Annotated in this window: 13 protein-coding genes; 10 read left to right on the plus strand and 3 right to left on the minus strand. The window is 43.9% G+C overall.

What is annotated here, in order from left to right:
• Positions 1-3: 3 nt before the first annotated feature.
• From OU683_RS12725 to OU683_RS12745, 5 genes are all read left to right on the plus strand, one after another.
• Entirely contained in the window at positions 4-1,209 is a 1,206-nt protein-coding gene (locus OU683_RS12725) for an efflux RND transporter periplasmic adaptor subunit (RefSeq protein ID WP_268138885.1), read from the plus strand.
• Positions 1,209-4,334 (plus strand): efflux RND transporter permease subunit, encoded by a 3,126-nt coding sequence (locus OU683_RS12730; RefSeq protein ID WP_268138887.1) that lies wholly within the window; start codon positions 1,209-1,211, stop codon positions 4,332-4,334. The genes OU683_RS12725 and OU683_RS12730 overlap by 1 nt, the downstream gene beginning before the upstream one ends.
• 265 nt (positions 4,335-4,599) lie before the next feature.
• Positions 4,600-6,303, plus strand: coding sequence for a mechanosensitive ion channel family protein (locus OU683_RS12735; protein WP_268138889.1), 1,704 nt, complete (start codon positions 4,600-4,602; stop codon positions 6,301-6,303).
• Positions 6,304-6,393: 90 nt separating this feature from the next.
• Positions 6,394-6,855: an ankyrin repeat domain-containing protein gene (locus tag OU683_RS12740; RefSeq protein ID WP_268138891.1), complete on the plus strand. Its 462-nt coding sequence runs from the start codon at positions 6,394-6,396 to the stop codon at positions 6,853-6,855.
• 130 nt (positions 6,856-6,985) lie between these two features.
• Positions 6,986-7,780: a DUF1206 domain-containing protein gene (locus OU683_RS12745; RefSeq protein WP_268138893.1), complete on the plus strand. Its 795-nt coding sequence runs from the start codon at positions 6,986-6,988 to the stop codon at positions 7,778-7,780.
• Positions 7,781-7,928: 148 nt separating this feature from the next.
• Here OU683_RS12745 and OU683_RS12750 read toward each other — a convergent pair whose 3' ends face one another.
• The 3 genes from OU683_RS12750 to OU683_RS12760 form a co-directional block, all read right to left on the minus strand.
• Positions 7,929-8,627: an aspartate/glutamate racemase family protein gene (locus OU683_RS12750; RefSeq protein ID WP_268138895.1), complete on the minus strand. Its 699-nt coding sequence runs from the start codon at positions 8,625-8,627 to the stop codon at positions 7,929-7,931.
• Between the two features lie 114 nt (positions 8,628-8,741).
• Positions 8,742-9,971, minus strand: coding sequence for a S8 family serine peptidase (locus tag OU683_RS12755; RefSeq protein ID WP_268138898.1), 1,230 nt, complete (start codon positions 9,969-9,971; stop codon positions 8,742-8,744).
• A gap of 248 nt (positions 9,972-10,219) precedes the next feature.
• A complete protein-coding gene (locus OU683_RS12760; RefSeq protein ID WP_268138900.1) occupies positions 10,220-10,531 on the minus strand; it encodes a rhodanese-like domain-containing protein in 312 nt (103 codons plus the stop codon).
• A gap of 292 nt (positions 10,532-10,823) precedes the next feature.
• Here OU683_RS12760 and OU683_RS12765 point away from each other — a divergent pair, with 292 nt between their 5' ends.
• From OU683_RS12765 to OU683_RS12785, 5 genes are read left to right on the plus strand one after another with little or no spacing between them, the layout of a single operon-like run.
• A complete protein-coding gene (locus OU683_RS12765) occupies positions 10,824-12,218 on the plus strand; it encodes an anthranilate synthase component I family protein (RefSeq protein WP_268138902.1) in 1,395 nt (464 codons plus the stop codon).
• A 54-nt stretch (positions 12,219-12,272) separates the two neighbouring features.
• Positions 12,273-12,953 (plus strand): anthranilate synthase component II, encoded by a 681-nt coding sequence (locus OU683_RS12770; protein ID WP_268138904.1) that lies wholly within the window; start codon positions 12,273-12,275, stop codon positions 12,951-12,953.
• Positions 12,954-12,957: 4 nt separating this feature from the next.
• Complete coding sequence (gene trpD / locus OU683_RS12775) at positions 12,958-13,947, plus strand: anthranilate phosphoribosyltransferase (RefSeq protein WP_268138906.1); 990 nt, start codon at positions 12,958-12,960, stop codon at positions 13,945-13,947.
• A gap of 10 nt (positions 13,948-13,957) precedes the next feature.
• Complete coding sequence (trpC, locus tag OU683_RS12780) at positions 13,958-14,749, plus strand: indole-3-glycerol phosphate synthase TrpC (protein WP_268138908.1); 792 nt, start codon at positions 13,958-13,960, stop codon at positions 14,747-14,749.
• Positions 14,749-15,396, plus strand: a complete 648-nt coding sequence (locus tag OU683_RS12785) for a phosphoribosylanthranilate isomerase (protein ID WP_268138910.1) — start codon at positions 14,749-14,751, stop codon at positions 15,394-15,396. Before trpC ends, OU683_RS12785 begins: the two co-directional genes overlap by 1 nt.
• The last annotated feature ends 5 nt before the right edge of the window (positions 15,397-15,401 follow it).

A 15,401-nucleotide genomic window follows, 5' to 3' on the forward strand; every position in this document is an offset into this window, starting at 1 on the left:
AACATGAGTACAAAGAAGATCATTCTTATTTGCATTGGCATTATGGTTTTGGCAATAGTGGTGACCTCTTTTATTTTTATGAGTGAACCCACGGCCCAAATAGAGGGAGCTACAAGGGAAATGGCCATGTTGGTTAATGTGACAGAGGCAGAAAAAGGCAATTTTGCGCCTTTACTGGTCGCTACAGGCACGGTGGAACCTGTAGAAGATGTGATCATTAGCGCCCGTGTAGGTGGGGAAGTAGTGCGTCGTGCCCCTGCTTTTGTGCCTGGTGGATTTGTAAAGAAAGGAGAAGTGCTCCTGCAAATAGACCCTGCAGATTATCGGAATACTCTGGAACTGCGGCAAAGTGAACTGTTACAGGCACAAACCGAACTTGATGTAGAAATGGGTCGCCAGGAAGTAGCACAGCAGGATCTGGAACTGATAGGTGGTCAAACTTTAACGCAGCAGGAAAAATCCCTTGTATTACGGCAACCTCAGCTCAATGCGGTAAGGGCGAGGATAAAGGCCGCACAGGCAGCCGTAGATCAGGCGAGACTGGATCTGGACCGCAGTACCATTCGTGCTCCTTTTGATGCGCATATTATCACACAAAATGTGACTACCGGCTCACAGGTGGCTCCCGGTGAAGATCTGGGACGCATTGTAGGCACCGAGGAATACAGGGTAATCCTGGGCCTGCCGGTTTCCCGTTTGCGCTGGCTAGCATTTCCAGATTCAGAACATAAAAAAGGGTCTCCGGTACAAATTCGAAACACTGCAGCCTGGCCTCCGGGCACATACCGCACCGGATATCTTGCGAGCCAGGTGGGCGCTTTGGACAATCAAACCCGACAGGCCCGAATTCTGGTAGAAGTTCCAGATCCTCTTGCCCAGGACACAGCTGCAGGAAAACCCGAGCTCATCATTGGCACCTTTGTGGAAACTTTAGTTGAAGGAAATGAGATATCAAACGTGGTACGGCTTAACAGGGATTACCTGCGCGATAATAATAAAGTATGGGTCATGGTGGACGGAAAACTCACAATAAAGGAGGTGGAAGTTTTATTGACCGATAACCAGTACGCATATATAAGCCAGGGACTCCAGGGAGGAGAAAAGATTGTCACCACGAACCTGAGTACGGTAGCCGAAGGGATAGCCTTACGTACAGAGAAAGATACTACCGCGCAAAAGAAAGGAAGCGAAAAGGATAGCATAGAGTAATGGCCGAAAAAGAGTCAAATACCAGGAAGGAAGGAGTCATTGCATATATGGCCCGCAATTCTATTGCTGCTAATTTAATGATGGTCCTACTCATAGCCGGTGGTATATGGACCATGCTGCAGATTCAAAAAGAGGTTTTCCCGCAGTTTCAGCTGGATTATGTAAATGTAAATGTACAATATCCTGGAGCTGCTCCTGCCGAGGTGGAACAGGGAATCCTGTTACCGGTTGAAGAGGCTATTCGCGGGATACAGGGGATAAAGGAGATCGTTTCTACCGCCAGAGAAGGTTCGGGGGAAATTGCCATTGAACTCATAGCGGGCACGAACCGAATGAAGGCTTTTCAGGATATTGATCAGGCCGTAAGCAGGATTCGCACCTTCCCCGATGATATTGAACAGCCCCAGGTAAGCCTTCAGTTGCAGCAGCAGGATGTGATGGAAATAAGCTTGTATGGACAGGTAGATATCTGGACCCTGCGTCAACTTGGAGAACAACTTCGGAATATCCTGCTTAGCAATTCGGAGATCACGCAGGTTGATCTGGGAAATGTGCCCGATTATTTTACTCACATAGAAATTCCCCGCAATAACCTGCGGAAATACAATCTTACCCTGGACGAAGTAGCCCGAATCGTAGCCGAGTCAAGCGAAGATGTGCCGGCCGGAGCCGTGGAAACCGCATCGGGAGAGATCCTGCTCAGGATGAAGGAACGGAAACAATGGGCAGAAGAGTTCAGGAAGATTGCAATTATTAATTCCAATTCAGGAGCAAAGGTTACCCTGGGGGAAATAGCTACAGTGACCGATGGTTTTGAAGAATCAGGCTTTCACGGACAGTTCAATCGGCAGCCGGCAGTAAGCCTGGAGATCTTTCGGGTTGGTGACCAGTCTCCCCTCGTTATAGCCGAGACGGTACAGGAGATACTGGATGACTTTAGGCTACCGCCGGGAGTAAGTTACCGCATAGACAGTAACCGCGCCGAAGACTTTAGCGATCGGCTGTCCCTGCTAACAGAAAACGGCTTAATGGCAATAGGCATAGTTTTGATCATCCTCACCCTGTTCCTTGAATACCGACTGGCGTTTTGGGTGATGATGGGGATGACCATCTCCTTTATAGGGGGAATAATTTTTCTTCCGCTGGTGGGCGTGAGTATCAACATGATCTCTATGTTCGGATTCCTCGTGGTGCTGGGCATCGTAGTGGATGATGCCATTGTAGTAGGAGAAAACGTATATGAATATCGTAAGAAAGGCCTCAAACCCATGCAGGCTGCCATTGCCGGGACCAAAGATGTCTCTCGGCCTGTAGTCTTTAGTATTGCAACCACTATTATTGCATTTGTACCGCTTTTGCTTATGCCCGGGGAAACGGGAAAATTCTGGTGGCCCTTACCCGTAGTGGTGATCGTGATCCTTGCGGTTTCCCTACTTGAAGCCCTGTTCATCCTCCCCTCCCATCTTGGTCATCTTAAGGAGAAAAAGCCAAAAGGCCTGGCCCTAAAACTGGAAAAATGGCAGCAAAAATTTGCTGATGCTTTTGACAGATTTATACAGAATTACTACAGACCGCTTCTCGACACATCCTTAAAGTATCGCTATATAACGCTTACCGCAGCCATCGCACTTTTAATTATGGTAGGCGGTTATGGCTACAGTGACCATATGGGAATGATCATGATGCCTGAGGTAGCCGCCGATGAAATCGAAGCCGGGGTACGCCTTCCCGAAGGCACCACTACCCCACAAGCCGCGAAAGTAGCCGAAGAGATCACCAACTCCACCTTTGAAATGTTTGAAAAGCACAACCTTTTTGAAGCTGCCGAAGGGGTGAAAACCAATGTGAGAGGACAAAACTTTATTGATGTGGAGATCGTGATGAAACCACCCGATGAGAGGGAAATGACCGCCAGGGAGGTTATTGAATTATGGCGGGAAAATATTGGTGAAATTGAAGGTGTAGACCAAATAACATTTGAAGCCGAGCGAGGCCCCGGCGGCTATCAACAGGCAATAAGTGTAGATCTTAGCCACACGAATATTGAGGTGTTGGAAAAAGCCAGTACGGCATTTTCCGAAAGACTGGAAGCCTTTGAAAATACCCGTGACATTAGTGACAATTATAATAAGGGAAAGCAGCAATTCGATTTCAAGCTACTTCCACAGGGGCGAAATCTTGGCCTCACCTCCAGTGAGGTTGGGCAGCAGGTAAGGGATGCTTTTTATGGAGCTTTGGCCATGAGACAAATGCGGGCCACAAACGAGATCGAGGTGCGGGTAAAACTGCCGCTGGAGGAGAGACGAAATATTCAGAACCTGGAGAACTTTCTCATAAGGACTTCACAAGGAGTGGAGGTGCCTTTGATGGATGTGGTCGAGATAGAAAAGGATGAGGCTTTTAGCAGCATCAACAGGCGCGACGGCCGCCGGGTGGTGAACGTTGGTTTGGATGTAGAACCCGCCAATACTGTTGGACAGGTTCTTGCAGCGATCCAAAAGGAAATACTGCCACAACTGCGAGCCGATTTTCCGGGGCTAACCTGGACCTTTGAAGGCAGCCAGGCCGATATGCGCGAATCTACAGATACCCTATGGAACACTTTTTCAATGGCTATGTTGATCATATATGTGTTACTGGCAATAGCCTTTCACAGCTATGCCCAGCCGCTCATTGTAATGGCAGCTATTCCTTTTGGGATCGTAGGTGCGGTGATAGGACATATCCTGCTGGGTTACGACCTTTCCCTGGTGAGTCTAATGGGCGTGATAGCCCTTACGGGCGTAGTGGTGAATGACAGCCTTATCATGATAGATTATGCCAATAAAAAACGAAAAAACAGTTCCATCTATGAAGCCATTCACGAAGCAGGTCTCCGCCGTTTCAGACCAATAATACTTACTACGCTTACCACTTTTGGAGGTTTAACCCCAATTATTCTTGAGACCTCGAGCCAGGCTTATTATCTTATTCCCATGGCTATCTCGCTAGGTTTCGGGATCGTTTTTGCCACATCCATTATTCTCTTAATCGTACCCTGTCTTTATCTTATTCTGGAAGACGCAAAACTGTACATCCAACACCGCCGTACCGTGCCGCGAAAACTTTCTTCGGAAGACGCCTAATCAACATGTAAATTAAAAAGCTTCCTTAACACCTTCAGTAGCTTATTTGAATTTTCTTATCTTTATATTTTCCTGAAAAATTCGAAGAAAAGCAGATCAAAAATGCCATTTTCGGTACCTTATTTAGCAGAACCTTCAGCTGAGAATCATGATAAAAACCTTCCCCAAAAACACCATTTTTAAAAGAAATATCCTAATACTCTTCAGCTTAATCTTTGTTTTTCAGCTATTGGCTTCCGCCGAAATGAATGCGCAAATTCCCGGCATGCAATCTGAAACAGAATCCGAAGAACCCGAATGGCCCGAAGATGCCCTAACAAGACGTACCCCCCGTGGAAGTGTCGCCGGATTCATCTCTGCCGTAGCCGAAAAAAATTATGATGTGGCGGGTGAATACTTTAATATTCCGGAAGGAGAATTTGAAGATGATCGAAGTGCCGAACTGGCAAGAGAACTTCAAATCCTGCTCAATCAGCGCGGGCAAATAATGCCATACTCATGGCTGAGCAAAGATAGTGAGGGGCGGCTGGATGACGATTTGCCCAACCATTTGGAGCGGGTGGGGACAATTAGCATTTCGGGGGAAGATTATGATATTTTGCTCGAAAAGGTAGAAGGACCTTTGGGAGGACCACTCTGGCTGTTTTCAGATCAAACCGTACAATATATAGAGGAGCTCTCGGTCCTGGAAGAAAATGTCCTGCTGCTTGGCCGTATAATGCCGCCAATTTTAGAGCGATATGAGCTGTGGGGAGCTACGATAGGACAATGGCTGGCCATCCTGCTGTTAGCTGCTTTTTCGTACGTAGTTGCCTGGCTCATCATCCATTTTTTCCTTTTCATTATTCCTCTTATCTGGAAAAGAGCCCGAATAGAGCCTACAGCCGGAGTGCTAAAGGCTTTTGCCCTGCCGGTCAAACTTTATCTTGCAGTATGGCTTTTTGTAATGCTGTCCCAGGAAATTGGGATTAGTATCATCCTTCGGCAGCGATTTAGTGGCATCTCGATAATTATAGGTTTACTGGCTTTCCTAATTCTCTTGTGGCGCCTATCAGAATTTCTCGGAAACTTTAGTACAAACAGGATGAGTTCCCGGGGGAATCTATCTGGAGTTTCTGTTGCACTTTTTCTGAAAAGAGCTGCGAAAATTGCGATCATAATTTTTGGTATAATTGCCGTTTTAGGAACCATAGGTGTAGATGTCACCACCGGGCTTGCCGCCCTGGGAATTGGTGGTATTGCCCTTGCCCTGGGAGCTCAAAAAACCATCGAAAATTTTGTGGGAAGTGTAACCCTTATTACCGACCAGCCCATAAGAGTAGGTGATTTTTGTAAAGTGGGAGATACAGTAGGAACTGTAGAAAAGGTGGGAATGCGTTCGACAAGAATAAGGACCCTCGCCAGGACAGTAGTTACTATTCCCAACGGGGAATTTTCCTCCAGTAAAATTGAAAATTATGCCCACCGGGATAAATTCTGGTTTAATACCGTTATAGGTCTGCGATATGAGACCACTCCAGACCAAATAAGATATCTATTGGTTGAGTTAAGAACTATTTTATATGCTCATCCCATTGTAACTTCAGACACTACACGGGTTCGCTTTATAGAACTGGGATCTGATTCCATAAATATTGAAATTTTCACCTATATAAAGGTCAGCACTTATGACGAATATTTGGAAGTGAAGGAAGACCTGCTCCTGCGTATCATGGATGTAGTAGGAGAGAGCGGTACAGGTTTCGCTTTCCCATCTCAAACTATTTACTTCGGAAAAGATGCCGGTCTTTCAAAGGAAAAATCCAAAACGGCCGAAGAGAAGGTGCGCCAGTGGAAGGAGAAAGGAGACTTGCAACTGCCTAAATTTGATCCTGAACATATCAAAGAGATCGAAGACAAGATCCCGTATCCGCCGGAAGGTTCTGCCGAGCAGAAGAGCAAAGGTACAGGCACCCTTCCCGGATTATAAATATTAAATTCAATAACTGAAGTGGATTAGCTCTACCTAAAAAAAATTTGCTTAAAAAATCACATTTTTGAGTCCTCATAAAATACAGATATGGATTTCTACGAAAATATTAGATCGGGTAATACCGAAGCAGTCGAACAAATGCTGAAGCAGGATCCTTCCCTGGCAAATCAAAAGGATGAAAAAGGCTTCCCTCCTATTGTTCTCGCAACTTACAATGAACACCCGGAGGTATCACAGGTCCTGCTCGGGCACGGTGCCGATATTGATGCAAAAGACGTGGCGGGAAACACGGCCCTAATGGGAGTATGTTTTAAAGGCAACCTTGAGATCGCCCGCCTGTTGATTAACAGTGGTGCTGATGTCAACGCAAGAAATTTTAGCGGGGCCACACCTCTTATTTTCGCCGCTATGTTCAATCAACCGGAGATTATCCACCTTTTGCTGGAAAACAGAGCAGATAAAGCAATGAGGGATGTGAAGGGGAATACCGCATACACCTACGCTCAAAAAGCAGAGAGCCAAAATTTACGGGAGCTGCTTGAGCCGTAAAGGAAGCCTTAAAAAATTCCGAAAGTTTTACTTTTCCCTAGCTTTTTAAGGATATTACCTTAAAATAAATATAATTCATTGGTCGGGCACATCTGTTTCCCTTAAATTAGAAAAAACCAACACCAAAATTATGATAGACAGTAAGATTAAGACTATGGCCCGCACCGGCTTTGTAGCAAAGGGAGTGGTATACGGAATTATTGGCGTTTTGACCTTTAAAGCCGCTATTGATATGGGTGGCCAAAAGGCAGGGCAGTTAAAGGTTCTTGAATTTCTGGAAAAACAAACTTTCGGTAACATCCTGCTTATTTTAATGGCGATAGGTTTAGCCTGTTATGCTGCCTGGAGATTTATACAGGCTATAAAGGATCCAGAGAATATTGGAGATGACAAAAAGGGTGCGGCAAAACGCATCGCATTCTTTTGTAGTGGACTCCTGTATCTGGGCTTTGGAGTTCTTGCGGCCTTAAAAGCATTTGGGTCGGGAAGAGGTAGCTCCGGCTCCTCCGGTTCTGCCCAAAAATCTTCTTTTTTGGCAAGCGAAACAGGACTCTGGATCATTGGGATAGTAGGTGTAGGAATTATTATCGCCGGTATTTTCCAATTTGTAAAGGCCTATAAGAACGATTATTATAAGAAACTTGGTCTTGCCTCCCTCGGCGACAAAAAGAAGAGAGAGAGTGTAAAGAAAACTGCGGAATTTGGTTTGAGTGCCCGGGGAGTGATCCTGGTGATCATTGGATTCTTTGCAGTCAAGGCTGCTGTAAATTCTAATCCTTCAGAAATAAAGACAACACAGGAAGCTTTTGGATTTCTTCAGGACTCGGCTTATGGCCCGTGGTTGATGGGAGTGGTAGCTGCCGGCCTTGTGGCCTATGCGGTTTATATGTTCCTCATGGCGAAGTACAGAAGATTTCACGCTTAAAAATTAGGGGAATTCACCCATAGGTTTTTAAAGCAAACAAACCTTATCTTTACATATACCTTTAATTAAGACATGATCTAATCAAAAGGTAATTTGTAAATTTTTGTTTAAAATTAAGAAGAGAGATTGGGGGATCTCTCTTCTTTATTTATGTACCTGTCTGTTCTTTTTGAAAAATAAAATTCACAGCCATTTTTGCATGAAGATTAGTGCTTTGCAACAAAGGAAGGTCTGTGTCCTCTTCACTTATTAAAAGCGGTAGTTCGGTGCAGCCCATTATCACTGCCTGGGCACCTTTTTCTTTTAGCAACTGGATATGGTCCAGAAAGAAAGACTTGGCAGATTCAGTAAATTTTCCGCGGGTGAGTTCCGCAGCAATATAATGGTGGATCTCATCCATAAAATCCTCTTCAGGAATTATAGTTTCAATCCCGAACTTCTCCTTAAGCCGCTTATGAAGGAAATCTCCTTTCATCGTAGCCCGTGTGCCCAATAATCCCAATTTTTTATAACCTTTACGAGTAGCTTCCATACCTATAGCATCGGCAATATGTAAAATGGGTATGGATATTTTATCGTGCACGTATTCGTACACCAGGTGTGGGGTATTGGCACAGATAACTATAGCCCGGGCGCCGGCAATTTCAAGCTTGCGCGCTATGTGCAAATAAGTGGTCTTTATTTTATCAATATCATTCTCCCGCATAAGTTCTACATTAAGACTGTAAAGTATGAGAGGAGGGTTTGCTTGAGTTCCTGTCCTTTTCCCGGCCATCTCATTGATAAGCCGGTAATAAACAATGGACGAATGCCAGGAAGTGCCGCCAATTAATCCGAGAGTACGCATGGGTGGTAAAGTTTGTATAAAGGTACTTATAACACTTGGCCGCTGGGCTGATCAAAGTCATTAAAACGAAAAAAAGCACCCCGAAGGATGCTTTATTTTTTAAATTTTTATCCCTTAATGTACAGCAATAGTGTCTGGATTATTATCCCTGTCTCCCGATACTGTTCCCCCGGAAGAAACGTTACCCAATAAAAGTATACCGGCTACGTGTGGTGACGCCATTGAAGTTCCACTAATAGTATTGTATCCGCCGCCTTTCCAAGTTGAGTTAATTGATACTCCTGGTGCTGCGTAATCTACAGGTGGATTTCCATAGTTAGAGAAAGATGCAAACCTATCTGAAGAATCATGTGCAGAAACTGTATAGATATTTGTTCCATTCACTCTGGCTGGTGAGGAATTATTAGCATCTGCACTTTCATTACCCGCTGCAAGAGCGAATTTAACTTTTGAAGATGCGGCTAATACTGCATCGTCGAGTGCTTTGGAAGTTGGTCCTCCTAAACTCATATTGGCAACATCTCCTGTTTGACCGTATTGAGCAACGTGGTTCACCCCGGCAATAACTCCAGAATAAGATCCACTTCCACGGCTGTCAAGCACTTTAACAGGAACAACTGTTGCTCCGGCAGCAACTCCAATGACTCCCACATTATTATCAAGAGCAGCTACAGTACCTGCCACATGTGTTCCATGCCCATTATTGTCATCTGGAGCCCCGGAATCCCTACCAGAAGTAAACGCGTTAAATCCACGGGAAGCATCCACATTAAGATCTTCATGGTCAATGTCGATCCCACTGTCAATGATCCACGCAACATTGCTGCCGGTGTAGGCAACTCCGCCATTCACACGTGTAATTCCATAAGGGGTTGTTTGAGTACCTGTTCCTCCACCGGTGTCGCCACCTCCGTCATCTGGACATGGTTCCCCATTTTTAGTCCCACATGGAGGGGCAAGAGCTACAATCCTGTCTTGCTCTACATAAGCTACATCTTTACTCTTACTCAATTTTAGAGCAGCACTTTTGGACATTTTCAATGTCACGCCCGATAGTGCAGCGCTATAAACATTTACGATCTCGGCACCTTCCACCTCGTTCATGGTTAAGACAGCCTGAGTTTTTTGCTGAACCTGCATACTGTTAAGATGGTGATCGCCACTCATTTTCCCAGCTTCCCTGTATACAACGATATATTGACCGGGAATAATCTCAGAATAGGACTGGGCAGCCTGTGGCTCCTCTGGCATTGGTGAATTCGGTGTTTCGTCCTGGGAACACGACACCATTGCGGTTAGGGCCAAAGCAGCCGCAAAACCTGAGTAGTACTTCTTTAAATTCATAATAAAGATTTTAGGTTATTGTTAAAAGATTTTTCGAATCTATATTATTAAATCTTTAAATGAAACTTTTTAACACCAACCACATCAGCATTTTGGGGAATTTAACAGCAAAAAATCAATGTTATTACACCGGTTTTTAAATGTTAAATTCTTCTTATAACCTTTGCTCCTGCTGCTGTTTTGAAAAAATAAAAAAGGCAGAATCTCCGGGATTCTGCCTTTTTTAACTTTAACATTTATTTGTAGGATTATTCTGTCCTTTCTCCTTCCCACTGAGAAAATCCTCCAAGAAGGTTATAGGTGTTTTTAAATCCCTTTTGATCCATGATAGCACAGGCTTGACCGCTTCTGTTTCCACTACGGCAATAGATATAATAATTTTTACTCTTATCCAGTTTATCAATTTCATCGATGAATTCCTGCCCTTTATAGATATCAATGACCCTTGCGCCGGGTATGTAACCTTCCTCTACTTCCTGTTCAGTTCGAACATCCAGAATAACAGCATCATCATCTTCTGCAATTTTTTCTCTCCACTCTTCCTGATTTATTTCTTTCATAATTTCATGTTTAAATTTATCCTCACAAATATAAGAATCACCTGCTCTTTTAGAGCTCCTTTCCAACTTCAGATTGTTTATGCCTAAGAAATTTTTCCATAAAATATTTTTTTAGAAATATTTCCCATCTATATTTGCTATTCTAATGAAACTGATAAACAAAAATAACTGGTGGTGGAAGTCCTTACGTGAATCGTCGTGAGCAACACCTCCTGTAATCATATACAAAGGCTTGTCAATCACGACAAGCCTTTTTTTATGTCCGCATTTCAGTAAAAACAGAAGAAAAAACATGTACAAACTCAATACTACCTATAAAAAACTCCTGGCCGATACCTTTACCCCTGTAAGCGTTTATCTAAGGCTTCGGGATATTTTTCCCAACAGCCTGTTGCTGGAAAGTAGTGACTATCACGGGAACGAAAACAGCTTCTCCTACATTTGCTGCAATCCTATCGCAGGAGTAAAGGTTGAAAAAGGGCATTTTATCGAATTCTTTCCAGATGGCACTTCCAGGGAAACTAAAATTTCATCGAAATTTGATGTTCCTGCCGGTATTCATGATTTCTCTAAAAAGTTCAAAACCACCGGTCCCGACTTTAATTTTATTAATGAAGGTCTTTTTGGTTATATCGCTTACGACGGTGTGCAGTATTTTGAGAAGCTCAACCTTTCAAAGAAAAAGGAAGACCTGGAAATCCCGGAGATCAACTATTCCATCTATCAGAATATAATAGCCATTAACCATTTCAACAATGAAGCCTACATATTCGACCACAGCTTTAATTCAAAGAGCAATCTTGAACAAATAGAGCAACTTCTCAAAGTCAAAAATTTCGCTTCCTATGCTTTTTCTGCGGAAGGAGAACCGGCTTCAAATGAAACCGATGAAGGTTACCGCCAGATGGTTTTAAAGGCTAAAGAACATTGCCACCGCGGCGACGTTTTTCAACTGGTCCTCTCCCGAAGGTTTTCACAAGCATTTAAAGGTGACGAATTCAATGTCTATCGTGCCCTGCGAAATGTGAATCCTTCCCCCTATCTCTTCTATTTTGACTACGGAAGCTTTAAGATCTTTGGAAGTTCACCTGAAGCCCAGCTGGTGGTCAAAGAAGGCAAAGCCGAGATACATCCCATTGCCGGAACCTTCAAACGCACCGGAAATGATGAACAGGATGCTGCAAGTGCAAAAGTTCTGGCGGCCGACGAAAAGGAAAATGCCGAACATGTGATGCTCGTCGACCTGGCCCGCAATGATCTAAGCCGTAGCAGTAAAGAGGTGAAAGTTGAAAATTATAAGGAGATCCAGTATTTCTCTCACGTAATCCACCTGGTGAGTAAAGTGACAGGTATTAAAAACAGGGATGTGAGCACCATGCAAATGGTAGCCGATACCTTTCCCGCAGGAACACTAAGCGGAGCCCCAAAACATAAGGCCATGCAGCTCATAGAAAAATACGAAAATGTCAATCGCGATTTTTATGGTGGTGCCATAGGGTTCATGGACTTCAATGGGAATTTTAACCACGCCATCATCATCAGGTCTTTTTTAAGTAAGAACCACCGACTCTATTACCAGGCCGGCGCCGGAGTAGTTTCGGGATCAACGCCCGAAGGGGAATTACAGGAAGTCTACAATAAGATAGGAGCTCTTAAAAAAGCACTGGAACTGGCTGAAGAGATATAACACCCCGCCCAGCGGGCACCCCTTCTTAGGAAGGAGGAGAAAAAGAAAATAAAAATGGAAAATAAAGAATATAAGACCGGTAATTCCCTAACCTCTACAGAGAACCAAGGAGGAGCTAAATTCTCTGTGCTTGTAATCGACAATTACGATTCTTTCGTGTACAACCTGGTACATTATCTGGAGGAACTGGATTGTGTAGTAACTGTACGCCGCAATGATGAAGTGAATCTTGAGGATATTGAAAAATATGACAAGATCCTGCTTTCCCCCGGCCCTGGAATTCCCGATGAAGCAGGCCTTCTCAAAGAAATAATCTCTACCTACGCCTCCAAAAAGAGCATTTTTGGTGTGTGTTTGGGTCAGCAGGCTATAGGAGAAGTCTTTGGCGGAAAAATTATCAATCTCAAGGAAGTTCATCATGGTGTGGCATCCAAAATAAAATTATGCGTAGAAGACGAACCTCTTTTTGATCAATTAGAAAATGAGCTGGAAGTAGGGCGTTATCATTCATGGGTAGTTGACAAGGCTTTGCCAGACTGTTTGGAGGCCACTTCTTATGATGAGAATGGAGAAGTAATGTCTCTGCGTCACAGAGATTTCGATGTGCGGGGAGTGCAATTTCATCCTGAATCGGTTTTAACGCCACAGGGAAAAAAGATGATTGCCAACTGGATCAATAGTCCGGTAAGGAAGAGCAAAGAAGAATCAAACAATCGGGAAGCCGAAACAATTTAGCAGGATGAAAGACATTTTAAACAGGTTGATCAATCATGAAACTATTTCAAAGGAAGAGGCCAGAAAAGTTTTGGTAAACATCTCTACCGGCGAATACAATGACAGTCAAATTGCCGCCTTTCTTACGGTTTATATGATGCGCAGCATTACTCTTGAAGAACTGGAAGGTTTTAGAGACGCACTTTTGGAAATGTGCCTTTCCACAGATCTTTCTCAATATGACCCCATTGATCTTTGTGGTACCGGTGGCGATGGGAAGGACACCTTTAATATTTCCACACTTGCCTCTTTTGTGACAGCAGGCGCAGGAGTAAAAGTAGCCAAGCATGGTAACTACGGAGTTTCTTCAAGCTGCGGAAGTTCAAATGTTATGGAGCACTTTGGAATAAAATTCAGTAATGAGCAGAATTTCCTAAAACGAAGTATGGATGAGGCGGGAATTTGTTTCTTACATGCCGCTTTATTTCACCCGGCCATGAAGAACGTAGCACCCATAAGGAAGAACCTGGGCGTAAAAACATTCTTTAATATGCTGGGACCTATGGTGAATCCGGCTTTCCCGAAGAAACAGGTAGTGGGGGTTTACAGCCTGGAGCTCGCGAGAATGTATGCTTATCTTTACCAGAAAACAGATAAGAATTTCACCATTTTACACGCCCTTGATGGCTACGATGAGATCTCCCTTACCGGAAATACAAAAATGATCACCAATAATACCGAAGCTATGTTAAGGCCAGCCGACCTAAACCTTACCGCCGTCCACGCAATCGAAATTTCAGGAGGAGACAGTGTATCCTCGGCGGCAGAGATCTTTATGAATGTACTTAGCAATAAAGGTACGGCAGCACAGGAAAATGTGGTTTGTGCCAATGCGGCAGTGGCAATAAACACCGCAAAAAATACAGGGCTGGAAAATGCATTTTTGGAAGCAAAGGAAAGCCTGCGTTCAGGCCGTGCTTTAAATGCGCTTAAAAAACTACAGCAATTAAATTAGTTAGAAAAAAATGAACATACTGGATAAAATAGCAGCAAGAAAAAGAGAAGAAGTAGCCATTCTTAAAGAAGAAGTGCCTGCTGAATCCCTGCAACTCCTGCCCCACTTTCATCGCAAATGTTATTCGTTAAAAGAAAACCTGAAGAATTCCTCCACAGGGATCATTGCAGAATTTAAGCGCCGCTCCCCTTCTCATCCCGAGATAAACCTGGAAGCCGATGCTGCCACTGTAACGGCAGGATATGAAGCTGCGGGTGCATCGGGAATTTCGGTGCTAACAGATGAGGAATTCTTTGGCGGCAGCCTGGATGATCTTGCAATTGCAAGAGAAACAGTCAAGCTTCCATTGCTTCGAAAGGATTTTATGATCGACGAATATCAAATCGTTGAAGCCAAAGCCATGGGTGCAGATGTGATCCTGTTGATCGCAGCTATTCTAAAGCCCGAAGAGATTAAAAATCTTTCAAAAAAGGCAAAAGATCTGGGCCTTGAGGTGCTGTTGGAAGTGCATAATGAAGAGGAGCTGGAAAATGCCATTTTTGACACCGTAGATATGATTGGTGTAAATAACCGGAACCTCAAAACTTTTGAGGTAGATCTTGGCATTAGTAAAGACCTGGCACAAAAGATCCCTAACCAGTTTGTGAAAATCTCCGAAAGCGGTATTAGCGACACTGCACCAATTATTGAGCTCCAAAAAAGCGGTTTCAAGGGCTTCCTTATTGGTGGGAATTTTATGAAAACCGAAGATCCCGGAAAAAGCGCTTCAGAATTCATTAAGAAATTAAAAAACAAAGCCTGATGAACCTGAAACTGAAGATCTGCGGAATGCGGGAGCCCGAGAATATGAGCAGGATCGAGGCTTTACATCCCGATTACCTGGGACTTATTTTCTTTGCCGGTTCTTCGCGGAATGTTTCCGAAGAAATTCTTCAGGTGGGAGAAAAGATCAAAAGAACGGGAGTTTTTGTAAATGCTTCAAAGGAAGAAATCCTGGAGAAGGTTGAAAAATATAAGCTTTCGGCACTTCAGCTTCATGGAGAGGAAAGTCCGGCATTTTGCAAGGAGCTTACAACAACGCTTTCAGAAGGAATAGAGTTGATCAAGGTCTTCAGTATTAAAGAAGAATTTGATTTTGACCGGCTGCGCCCGTACGAAGGTATCGTAGATTACTTCCTGTTTGACACCAAGGGAGAAAACAAGGGTGGCAATGGCATTATGTTTAACTGGGAAGTATTAAAAGATTATCCTTCCACTACTCCTTTTTTCCTGAGTGGTGGGATTGGTCCCGGGGATGAGCCTGCGATCAAAGAACTTTACCGTAGCTTTCAAAAAAGGGAAAAAGAAAGTTTGTTCTACGGGATAGATGTAAACAGCAAATTTGAGACTGCCCCGGCAGTAAAAGACGCCGAAGCCCTGAAGATCTTCAGACAACGGCTATATAATTGAACATT

It is taken from the genome of Salinimicrobium sp. TH3 (assembly GCF_026676115.1).
Classification (GTDB): Bacteria; Bacteroidota; Bacteroidia; order Flavobacteriales; family Flavobacteriaceae; genus Salinimicrobium.